This is a genomic window from Bartonella grahamii subsp. shimonis, from assembly GCF_036327415.1.
GTDB classification, from domain to species: Bacteria; Pseudomonadota; Alphaproteobacteria; order Rhizobiales; family Rhizobiaceae; genus Bartonella; species Bartonella shimonis.
The window spans coordinates 1,869,873-1,881,995 of record NZ_CP123961.1; the positions used below are offsets into that span (position 1 = coordinate 1,869,873).

Sequence of the window (12,123 nt, forward strand, 5' to 3'; positions counted from 1 at the left end):
CCCTCATTCTGTTCCCCCATGCAGGGCATTAGCGCGTGCCCGTTGAATGGCGTGGGCAACCGTTTGACCAGTGGCAACAGGATCACGGGCGCCATTGACATGCACTGTGACATTTTGATTGTGCGTGGTGGGGGAGCGCTCTTTGCCTTTTGCTTCTGTGAAAGGGGAACTTGCATGCCCCGCCCCCGCAAATTGTGCAATCGGTTGAATGGCTGTTGTGCCTCCTAAAAAACTTGGCAAAAACTCTCTTAAATTAATGGACCCAAACCACCCCTTAATGCGGCTTGGCAAAGATTTACAAAAATCTGTCAATTGTGAGATGGTGCCCATAAAACCATCGACAATCCAACTCGCTAAATCTTCCCCTGCTTGTTCCATACTTGCCTTGGCACCCTCCGAGAGCTTTTCCCGGACAAAAAAGCTTCCCAACCAGCCCCAAAAGTTGGAAAGGCTTTGCTTAACGCCCTCCCACAAACCTTCAAAGCTTTGAACAACAGCGCCAAGCCCTTGTTTAAACTTTTGCCAAGTTTGAGAGAAATCAAAAGCAGCAGCAATGATATTTTTCCATTTGGTGATGGTGGTGGTATCAGCACCAAAAAAGCGCATGACAGCCTCAAAAGCACGACCAAAAGCATGTGCTATCCCCCGTGCAAAGCCCTTCATAAAAGAAGAAAAGCGGTCCCAATATTTCCACAAAACAAAACCAGCAGCCATGATCACCGCCACAACAGCAGCAACCGCAGCTCCTATTGGGGTAAAAATAGCCCCCGCAACAGAGGCAATAGCAGCTCCAACCACTTCGATCACTGTTCCTACCCAACCAAAGGTGCTAGCAAATACCGTCCCTGAGACAGCAATCCCCCGCAAAGCGCCCACCAACAAGGTCATGGGGCGTAAGAGTCGAAGTGAACTTGCCCCAAGACCCGCGGTAAGCAAGCCCAGAGAGCGTCCTGAAGCCAATAGCCCTCGCCAACTTGCCTTCAGCATGCGGCTAAGAGACCCAAGCTTGATAAAAGAGGCAATCAATTGCAGGATCCCAAGGCGGGTTCCGGCAAAAGTAAAACGTACAACCCGCAAAGCGATGTTAAAAGCCATCAGGGCGGCAATGGTTTTGATGATCACACCGGTTAAAACAGGGTGTTCATTTGCCCATGCCATAAGAACATTGGTAAAATTGCCAACAGTTTCCATTAAACTGTTGACAGGAGGCAGAAGCACTTCACCAATGGTAATGCCCAAAGCCACGATACGGTTTTGCAAAAGTTCAAACTGCCGCATGGCGCCGGTTGCTTGTTTGTCTGCCTCTTGCTCCACGGAGCCTTTAAAGACTTGTGGGTCTTCAACATAATCTAAAGCTTGCCCTAACAGTTCGGGGTTACCCACCAATTTGGCAAAATCACCGGTAAAATCTCGTCCAGCAATGGCAATCAGCGAACGCATCCCCTGTTCGGATTTACCCAACACATTAAAAAAGCGCACCAAGGTGCCGGTGGCATCTTTATCCAAATCTTCCATAAATTTTTGGCGAGAGAGACCAATATTGGTAAAAGCCTCTTCAATATGTTTACCCCCTGCCTGTATGCGCGCACTCATCGCATTAAAACCACGCGCGGCACTCTCAGGAACAATCCCAGCGGAAATCATCGCCGTACCAAAAGCTGCCGTTTCACGGGCTGTCAGTTTAAACATGGTGGCAGCACCGGTGGCGCGATTGGTAAAGTCAGAAACTTCACTGGCTTTTGCCGCCATGTGGTTAGAGAGATGATTGATGGCATCACCTAAATCTTCAATCCCTGCCTGATTAAGCTTAAAGACATTGCGCAATTTGGCAAAACGCTCCCCAATCTGGTCCCCCGTCATATCAAAGGCGACAGCTGCTTTGGCAGCATAAACACTAAAAGCCTCGAGATCTTGTTCACCAATCCCTGCTTGGCTGGCACTAGTCATCAATTCCAAGACTTCACGCGCCGCTAGCGGAATCTTGGTGGAGGTTTCCAAAGCAAAGCGGCGCAATTCCTTTAAACGATCAAGGGGGGCATCGAGAACCTTTTCCAAGCCTTTCATTGATTGATCAAATTGCATGGCTTTATAAAGCGGCGCTATTAAGGTTGCTGTTTGCGCAATGGCACCCACCATGCGTCCACGCGCTTGGATAAAAGCATTTTGCGCTTTTTCTGTGGATTCTTTCAAGTGCTCAGGGTCAAACCAATTTTTAAAGTGCTGCCTTGTCTTGTTTTGGAAATGCGCAATATCGAGGCTAAAGGCTCTTAAGTCTCGCTTGGCAGAGGCGATCCCCTCTTGCAGATGATTCACAAAACGGACAACAAGGGAAACATCCATGATCGCATCTTATCCTAACATTTGGCTTTCATATTCTTGGGCTTTCAAGCGCACTAATTCTTCGCGATAGGCAATCACTTCCAGCCAATCCATCTGATTGATCTCTAGAGCCGACCAGTGGTAATAAAGCGCTAGTTCTGCTCCAAATTGTCCGGCATAAGGGATTGGTGTTTGGGAAAAAAAGCAAAAAAAACCTTAAACACAGCCATAATGTCAACAACATCAAGACGATTAATCAGTTCAACCGTTTCATGGGACATCTCTGCCAGAAGCGCGGCGATTCCTTCCATGGCTTCATGAGTCAATAAAGCCTCACAAAGCTTGGCAATGAGAATATCATTGCTGAAAGGTAGAAATAATAAAAAGTGCTAGAAACAGTGTTGAGTATTACTGTTATTACTTACTTTGATAAATATAAAACTGAATAAATATCACACAAAACATTATCATTACTTTATAAAAATAATATAAATTATGTGAGTATTATAATTATTTAAATTTATATAATATAAATAATTATAAGCACATTGTGTGTTAAATATAAATTCATAAAATTTTAATATCAGTTATTTTTTATTTTGACAAAAAACCAAAAATATCTTACCAAACAAAGACAATTATCAAAATTAATAACAACTATCCATTTTCACTTCTTTTTATGAAGTTTTCGGGGAAATGAATATTTGGGGGCTCTCATAAGGAGAATACTAGTGTATAAAACATTCCTTTTATCATGCACGGCTGCAGCCACTGTTATCCTGTTCAACATCCAGTCCAGTGCACATGCTGAAACCCTCGAAGTTTCTGAGGGAAAAACCGTATCAGTATCCGATAAAACTTATGAAACTATTCATGCAAAAGATGGCGGAAAAATCATTGGAAAACATTTAACCATTGTTACGAATAAAGATATAAACCAAAGCATAAACAACGTCTATGCTGTAACAGCAGAAGGTGCTAACAGTGCAATTGAGTTACTGGATGGCACAACCATTAAAGGCATTGGTTCTGGCATTTTCTTAGGCCTTGAGGCGAAGGATGGTGCTACACTTAAAATGACTAAGGGAACGATTACAGCTTCTGGAATTGGTGCCTCCTTATCTGGCATTGGTGCTTCCTTCTCTGACAGTAAAAGTAAAAAAAACAAGCTGGAAGATGTGGTAATATCGAGTGATAACGATAATAATCCACTATCCTTAGGAATAAATGCCGAAAAAAGCAATGTGAATTTAAACAATGTAACCGTCACGAATGCAAATACGGGTATATTTGCGAATGATCACTCCACAATAACAGTCTCTGGAGGATCATTCGATGGGAAAAATGATGGAGTATATGCTAAAGAAGGTAGCATCATTACTTTAAACAACAATGTTACAGTCGCATCATCTGATAGCGATGGACTTCATGCAGAAGGTTCAGGAGCCAACATCACAAAGACGGGAGGAACTGTCAGTGGAAAACAAAATGCATTATTTGCAGAAAAAGGTGGACAGATCGATGTCACGGATGTTGCTTTAACAACAACAGATGGCAAAGGAACTGGCGCAAAAGCCGATGGCGCTAACAGCGTCATTACATTAAAAGGCAAAACAACCATTGAAAAAGTTACAAACGGCCTTGATGTACAAAATGGAGCTATAGCCAGGATGACCGGTGGTTCTATTGCTGCTTCTCAAATAGGTGCTCTTTTCAAAGCTAGCGGAAGTGATGAAAACAAAAACACGCTGGAAAATGTAAAGATATCGAGCGGTAAAAATAATCCCTTGATGGATAAAGGAATAAATGCCGAAAAAAGCAATGTGAATTTAAACAATGTAACCGTCACGAATGCAAATACGGGTATATTTGCGAATGATCACTCCACAATAACAGTCTCTGGAGGATCATTCGATGGGAAAAATGATGGAGTATATGCTAAAGAAGGTAGCATCATTACTTTAAACAACAATGTTACAGTCGCATCATCTAATGGTAATGCACTCCGTGCTGAGGGTTCAGGATCTAAGATCACAATGGCAGGAGGAAAAGTAACAACAATAGGGAATACACAAACTGCATTATTTGCAGAAAAAGGTGGACAGATTGACGCCACGAATATTGATCTAACAACAGATGGCAAAGGAACCGGTGCATTTGCAATTGGTCCTGATAGCAGAATTGAATTGCATGGCAATACAACGATTAACAATACTTGGAACGGTCTTGGAGCAGTTGGTGGTGGTAAAATTACCAGTGAAAATTTAACCGTAGTCGGTGGTGAAACAAGTGATCAAGACCCCGACAAAATCCGCTCTGGTGTATGGACAGAGGACTCTGGTAGTGAAATTACGTTAACGGGCAAAACAACCATTCAAAATTTTGATGAAGGTCTTTATGCAGATGGTGGGAGTAAAATCATTAGCGGAGATTTAACAATAATCGGTGGTGAATCCGAAAAAGAAACCATTGGTGTAAACACTTGGGAGGCTGATAGTATAGTTGAATTAAATGGCAAAACAACCATTCAAAATGTTGGTATTGGTCTTTTTGCTGTTGAGGGTAGCACAATTAAGATGGTTAATGGCGCTATTGATGCTAATTCTAAAAGTCTAGATACCCAATCCGATGCTCTTCAGAATGGGAAGAAAAATGAAATAGAAGCAAAAAAAGTTGCAATGGTTGTAATAAATGGCGGCCATATTGATCTAACGGATGTCTCTGCAGCAGCAGAAGTTGCCGGTTTACAATTCGCAACTTTCTCTGATAAGGATCCAAATAGCTGGCATAATTCACAAAAATATCATGGCAATGAAATCAATCTAACCAGTGCAGAGCTTCATGCTGAAAATGGTACTGGAATTCTCGTTGGAGCTTTTGCTGAAAAGAGCATCGAAGATGCTGCTGCTCCATCAATTGGCACAGTCAATCTTAAAAAATCAGAAATCCATGCTGACGTGTTGTTAGGAGATGGTATTTTTTGGGACAAAACGTCATGGAAAGATAAAGATTTGTGGGATGGTAAAGATGTTAAGGCGATCTCCAACGGCACTTTTACATTAAATGCTGATCAGTCTATTCTAGAGGGCAGAGCGAATATTGCTAAAGACAGAAATGTACACTTTGATCTGAAAAACGACACAACATGGACGTTGAAAATCAGCAAAAACGAAAAAGATGATAATAGCAATCTCCTTGATATTGCTAAAAGATCTCGTTCTGATGTTTCTGTGCTTAGTCTTAATAACAGCTCCATTGTTTTTGATAAACCAACAGAACAGCACTACCAAACATTGCATATAGGTTCTGGTAAACCAGACACAAAATCAGTCTACAATGCAACGGGTGATGCGAAGATTTACTTCAACGCACAATGGAGTGATGGTGCTGCAATAAATGACCAAAAAACCGATAGACTTTTGATCAATGGGGATGTCTCTGGAACAACATCAGTTTATGTTACGGGGCGCTTAGAAGGGAACAATATCGAAGCAAATACCTCTGCAGCTGCCAATGTCCGTGGTCTTTCACTCATTCAAGTTTCTGGAAAAGCAGAAGAAAGCTCTTTCAAACTTGTAAATGGCTATACCACAAGAGGCGGCTTACCGGATATGTATACACTCCGTGCCTATGGACCAGACTCAAGCCAAGGCAAAGCTGATATTGCGCAAAACCTGTTTGATGAAAAGAACGAAAACTTCTGGGATTTCCGTTTGCAACCCGAACTTCTTGGCTCGAATTCTGGTTCAACTCCTGATCCAGAAACAAATATCCCTGCCATTGCCCCTGTACCACAAACAGCAAGCTATTTGGTCATGCCAAATGCTCTCTTCTATACTGGATTAACTGATATAGCTAAACAAAATGCACTTTTAGCCACTATGAGAACATCTGTCTTAGGAAAAGAAGAGGAAAAACAAACTGGTTTCTTCCTATACACTTACGGAAACACAGGAACCTTATCTTCCAAGCGTGGTCCTCTCAAATACGGTTACGGCGCTGATATCCGTTATGCGGCTCTACAAGCTGGTGTTACATTGGCAGCAATTGAAGGGCAAAATACCACGACACATTTCGGTCTTGTAGGCACCTATGGACAACTGTCTTTCACCCCGAAAAATATCGCAGATGCTGGCAAGAGCACACTGGATAAATGGGCCATTACAGCCTACGGTAGCATACAGCATAGCAGTGGGTTCTACGTTGATACACTCTTATCCTATGGTATCCTAAAGGGGCATATCACCAATGCCATCAGAGGAAAGACCGCAAAGTTGAATGATGCCAAAATGTTGAGTGTCTCCACCACTGTTGGCAAAGAATTTGCAACCGGAATGGAAGGTTTAACATTTGAGCCACAAGCACAAATTGCCTATCAACATTTGATGTTTAACACCATTGAAGATGCTGATAACTTTACTGTTGATATGAAAAATCCTTCTCAATGGTTAATCCGTGTTGGTGGGCGTTTGACCAAAACCATTTCCACTGAAAACAGCCGTTCTATGTCTTTCTATGGAAAAGTAAACTTGATCAAAACCTTTGGTGATGATGGCACCATTCATATTGGCAGAGACTTTGACCTTGAACCTATGGGACCTGCAATTGAAGGCGGCGTTGGCATCAATGCGCAACTGTCTCACAATTTCTCCCTTCATGGTGATGTAAGCTATCAACAAAAGCTTCAGAAAACGGGTATAAGTGGTGCAAGCTTTTCAGGCGGCATACGCTATCAGTTTTAAATAAAGGCTGTAAAAATAGCCTATTCATTCTATTCAATTAACAAAAAGGCGTACACTATACTGTCTTTTTTGTATATAAATCCTAATGATACTACACCTCCCCCCTTCTTAAGAGAGCCCTTGCTTTTTCTACTGCCTGTAAAATCAATATCCACGCCCAACGCCGCAACATGTTTGAAACAAAGCTTGAAACGTATCAGTGCTGTATAGCAGCCCCAAGCTTTTGTATAACAGATGAGAGCGAGGATATTGTATATTTCTGTTTATGTAATCTATGAAACAAGCAGACAGCCTAATTTAGGGAGAAAAAGTTAAAGATGAAAACCAGTTTTCATCTTTACCGTTATTTCTTAATTCAGATTACGACTTTCAAAAGCATCTAAGGCAATGTCTTTTAAGTAATGGAGATTACGCATTACCTCACGTTTTTGTTTCTCTCATTCTTTAATGGGGTCACGACCATCATGTAAAAACAGAACGCCATTGGGTTGCACATTCAACGAGCTTTTTTAAGAGGCGTTTCTTAAAGCACCCAAATCCATTTCGTAAAGGCGCCTATGAATGCTGTGACAGTAAAGGCATTGAGTACCCCATCTTTACGCTTATGAAGGACAGCACCATCATTATTATTTGCCAGCCCCCAATGTGGTAACAGACCTTGCATTAAGACGGTTCATAAGAGGCATTTTTAGGTCCTTTCTTATACAGTTTTTATCCACGCGCCAGCCCTGCTTGTGGTGTGCAAGAGAATGATTTTACTTGATTCAAGATAAACAAGTTTTAAATGAGAGAATCTTACGGTATTTGGGACTCTCCTTCAATGTAAAGAATGATAAATTATCATTATAAATAAATATGTTGAATAATTTTTATCAAGAAAAATATAAGGTATTTTGATCTAGAATATGTCACCAAGTATGCTGTCTTTTCGCACATGAAATTCATTTTTTCCTGAAGTATTTTCTTTTCCACTTAAATACGCTTTTCCTCCTCTTGACATGGATTGCGCGGCACATTCATTATCGAATTTGTCTATAAAGCTAAGCAAAGTGTATTTTAGACACTATAAAGAAAACAACATTGGAAAAGATAATGATAAAAGAAGCTCTCTCTTCATACTTTTGCTATGTTTACCCCCCGTTTCTTCAATCCATTAGTTTAACACCACCTATAAGGATTCATTTATATTTTCATGTACCGTTTTTTAGGCAAACCATTTTGACAATGCTTATCCCTCTTACTCCAAACAATATATTGATTTATAAAGATAATTATTTTTTTGCATGTTGAATGAGAGTCCCGAATATCGTAGGATTTTCTTATTTCAAACTTGTTTCATGTTGAATCAATAAAAAATTTCTTGCACGTCACAAGCAAAGCTGAGGTATAGGTCAAAATTATATAAGAAAGGCTTTAAAATGCCTCTCATGAACTGCCTCAAGTGCCAAGGACAGTCCACAACATTGGGAGCTAGCAAAATGTGTAGATGGAACTTGCTCTTTATATTAAGCGTAAAGGTATCGGCTTGCTCCTTCGTAAGCGTAAAAATGATGGAACTCTATGGCTTTAGCGTTATAGCATTCATGACCACCGCCGCGAAATGGGCTGTGCGGACTTAGGAAAGGCCTTTGATATCCTTAAGGAAAAGTCTCTTTAAAGAAAGTCTGTGAATAGCTCCCTCATCTCTTCTTCTTATAATAGAAAAAATTTGCTAATCGTCTTGGTGAGTGCATAAAATAATACACCTCAACGCTATAAAGCTTTTATAACGATTGTTCTTAATAGATAATTTTAAATATCATACTTTATAGTATTTTTAGCATAAACTTGACCAAGCTAAGTTTTATGAAATCCATTTTTTCCGACTTTTTATGATCATGCAAAAAGCTTTTCTTAAGAAAAACTTCAAATCATAGAGAACACTACAAATATAATTCGTTTTGTTGTTTACAATAAAAACATAATGATATAGAAGCTGGTCGGGTACTTGCACCATCAGGGGAATGAAGTAAGCATCAAAGCATACCAAATACTAAAGGCATATCTATGTGTAAGAAATATATTTATAAGAAGAATTTTTTGTTATGTACAATTGCTGGAACTTTCATTTTTTCTCATTTTGCTCCAACTTATGCAAATAGACAACCTCCTGAAATTATTAGTGAGTTTAAGCTGGTGAAAGGAGAAGAAAAAACTCTTAATAACGTTTTTATCCGCAATGGATTGAGCGCAGTGCACGCCTCTGAAAAAGCAATTGCCACAATTACGAACTCAACAATACATTCAGCTTCGTTTGCTTTTGCTGTATCACAAGGTGGACGTATTAATGCTAAAGGAATGAACGTTAATGCCTTGTATACTGGTCTATCAATTTCAAATGGTATCATTAACATTGAAGATTCATTTATAGAAAGCAAAAGGGAATCCGGTATTATTTTTCATAGCATTTTAGATTTTTTTCTGAAAGATGGTGAAGAAGTTATCAATAAGGCAATTCTTAATAATACAAAACTTCTTGTGAGAAATGGTGTTGGTATCTTAGGACCATCATCTTCAAAGTCTGTTGCCGAGGTTCAACTTAGAAATTCAGAAATTCGTTCTGATGTATTATTACAAAATAACGTAAAAAAGAAAACAGATTCAGATCCTCATCCTGTGACGTTCGTATTAACCGCCGATAATTCGATTATGGAAGGAAGAGCAAGAACCTTAGCAGTAAATACGACTGTTTTTAATTTAAACAACAATAGCAAATGGTATTTAAATGTAAGTCAATACGACATAAATCGTGATTTTAGTTCATTTAATTATGCACTCCATGACATTAAGCAACGAGCGCTATCTACTGTTTCAGTACTGAATTTTAATAATAGCTCTATTGTGTTTAATGCGCCACATACGCTAGCAAAGAGTCAATATCAAACCTTGAGTGTAGGAAGAACAATTGAGCTCCCTAATCAACACGAAAACAGGGACTCCGCTACAGAAACCGTTTATACTGCTGTAGGTAATGCAAGGATTTATTTCAATACAGAATGGAGTGATGGTTTAGAAAGAGAACAACAAAAAACGGACCGCCTTCTTGTCCATGGGGATGTATCAGGCATCACAACAATTAGTTTCAATAGCCTTTCAAAAGGTGAGCCATCAAAAGAAGAAGCTTCTATTCCCGCGAATATGCGTGGACTGTCACTCATTCAAGTATCTGGAAAAACAGATGAAAATGCCTTCAAACTAGCAAATGGCTATGTCACAATGGGTGGTTTGCCTTATAAATATGTCTTAAATGCCTATGGACCGACATCACGTCTTGGAAAAGCAGAGAGCACTCAAAGCCATTTAGGAGAAGTAACTCAACAATCACAAGAAAAGGGCTCAAAAACCGACATGACCCCCGTTTTATTAGGCGGAATGGTTTTAGAGATTGAGAATAATATAAAAGATGAATCAACACCAAATTCTGAGCAAATAGGGAGCACACAAAACCGTTTGAGAGAAAATAAGAATTTCTGGGATTTCCGCTTGCAAAGTGCAACGCTCGATGATGAAGGAAAGATCAGAGCTCTCGTTCCCCAAGTGGCAAGCTATTTGTCCATGCCTAATGCACTGTTTTCAGCTGGGCTAGCTGATATAAACAATCAAAATATTTTACTGAACGCAATACAAGAAACAGGCTTTAAGACAAAAGATCATAAAAACAAAGGGCTCTTCTTCTCGACTTATGGCAATAAGATGACATTATCCTCTCACCGTACGCCATTACAATATGGCTATGGTGCCGATATTCACTATGCTGCTTTACAAGCAGGCATTACATTAGCAGCTCTAGAAGATCAAAACATGACCACCAATTTGGGTCTTTTCGGGACATATGGGAAATTAGCTTTCACCCCAAAAGATATGGAAGGTGCTGACCAGAGTACACTCAATAAATGGTCAATTGCTGCATATAGTGGACTGCGTCATAATAATGGTACATATATCCATGCTCTCTTTTCCTATGGAATGCTCAAGGGAGATATCACCACAGCTCTCATAGGAAAGACTGCAGAATTGAAAAACGCTGATGCATTCAGTGCATCGGCGACCATTGGACAAAAGTTCGAAACCAGTAAAAAAGGATTGGTCTTTGAACCACAAGCACAAGTTGTTTATCAGCATCTCATGCTTGGCACACTCTCAGATGTCGATGGCTTTGATGTAGATATGGGAAATCTTTATCAATACTTAGTGCGTGTTGGTGGGCGCTTAACGCAAACGATGCCTTCTATTGAAAAAGGCGGTATTCTTTCTTTCTATGGTAAATTGAATATTGTTAAAGCTTTTTCTAATAATGGAACCATACAGATCGGTGAATCGTTCCACCTTGATTCTATGGGCGCGGCCCTTGAAGGTGGACTTGGTGTAAATGCACAATTATCACAAAATATCGCCCTTCACGCTGATGTTAACTATCAACATAAGCTTCAAAAAGCTGGTATATCTGGAGCAAGCTTTTCAGGCGGAATACGCTATCAGTTTTAAGAAAAAGCAAAAAACAACTCATAGTCTATTCATTTGTAATAAAAAAGCAGTACGGATGTACTGCTTTTTTATTACAATCTTTCGGAAAGAGCCATCAATAACGGTTCTTTCTATACAGCTTTCTTGAAAGGATTAATTTCATTCAAACCAAATGCAATAAAATTCTTTATCTCTCAATGACTGTTGAAGTCTCAAAAGAGCTGCCTTTTTGATTTATAAAAATCGAATGGATTCAAAAAAATTCATAGTGAATAATTCTATATGCAAGAAAACCAACTGAAAGTTTTTTGACAGCGCGCAACAAATCTTCTCCAAAAACTTTGTAGAGTTTTCATAACAACAGCCTTAAGCAATAAATATCCTTGCAAAATATTTTGATTTTTAGCACTTTAAAACAAAAATACTTATCAAACTAGGTTTTATGAAATCCATCTTCGCTGCATTGCGCTTTCTATTTTAAAAGCTCTTCTAAGACCAATTTTTAAACAATAAATAACAAAACAATAATATTCGTTTTGTTGTTTACAATAAAAACATA

General features: G+C 39.6%; 4 protein-coding genes and 2 pseudogenes. 3 read left to right on the forward strand and 3 right to left on the reverse strand.

The window, feature by feature from the left end; genetic code table 11:
- Window positions 1–3: 3 nt before the first annotated feature.
- Window positions 4–2,340, reverse strand: a complete 2,337-nt coding sequence (locus QHG57_RS08260) for a phage tail tape measure protein (RefSeq protein ID WP_330169078.1) — start codon at window positions 2,338–2,340, stop codon at window positions 4–6.
- Between the two features lie 131 nt (window positions 2,341–2,471).
- Window positions 2,472–2,684 (reverse strand): annotated as a pseudogene (locus QHG57_RS08265) (hypothetical protein); the annotation flags it as partial.
- A 366-nt stretch (window positions 2,685–3,050) separates the two neighbouring features.
- Here QHG57_RS08265 and QHG57_RS08270 point away from each other — a divergent pair.
- A complete protein-coding gene (locus QHG57_RS08270) occupies window positions 3,051–7,061 on the forward strand; it encodes an autotransporter outer membrane beta-barrel domain-containing protein (protein ID WP_330168895.1) in 4,011 nt (1,336 codons plus the stop codon).
- A gap of 109 nt (window positions 7,062–7,170) precedes the next feature.
- Here the strand turns inward: QHG57_RS08270 and QHG57_RS09790 are convergent.
- Window positions 7,171–7,747, reverse strand: a pseudogene (locus QHG57_RS09790) (integrase); the annotation flags it as partial.
- A gap of 792 nt (window positions 7,748–8,539) precedes the next feature.
- On the opposite strand from QHG57_RS09790, the gene QHG57_RS08280 reads away from it, so the two are divergent.
- Both QHG57_RS08280 and QHG57_RS08285 read left to right on the forward strand, forming a co-directional pair.
- Window positions 8,540–8,680, forward strand: coding sequence for a hypothetical protein (locus tag QHG57_RS08280; protein ID WP_330169080.1), 141 nt, complete (start codon window positions 8,540–8,542; stop codon window positions 8,678–8,680).
- A 427-nt stretch (window positions 8,681–9,107) separates the two neighbouring features.
- The gene (locus QHG57_RS08285) at window positions 9,108–11,585 is read left to right on the forward strand and encodes an autotransporter outer membrane beta-barrel domain-containing protein (protein ID WP_330169081.1); all 2,478 of its coding nucleotides are present in this window, start codon (window positions 9,108–9,110) and stop codon (window positions 11,583–11,585) included.
- Window positions 11,586–12,123: the final 538 nt, after the last annotated feature.

What these genes read in the sequence shown, in the direction of transcription:
- QHG57_RS08260 (WP_330169078.1), bottom strand. Translation starts at nt 2,340, where the DNA reads ATGGATGTTTCCCTTGTTGTCCGTTTTGTGAATCATCTGCAAGAGGGG.
- QHG57_RS08285 (WP_330169081.1), top strand. Translation starts at nt 9,108, where the DNA reads ATGTGTAAGAAATATATTTATAAGAAGAATTTTTTGTTATGTACAATT.
- QHG57_RS08280 (WP_330169080.1), top strand. Translation starts at nt 8,540, where the DNA reads ATGTGTAGATGGAACTTGCTCTTTATATTAAGCGTAAAGGTATCGGCT.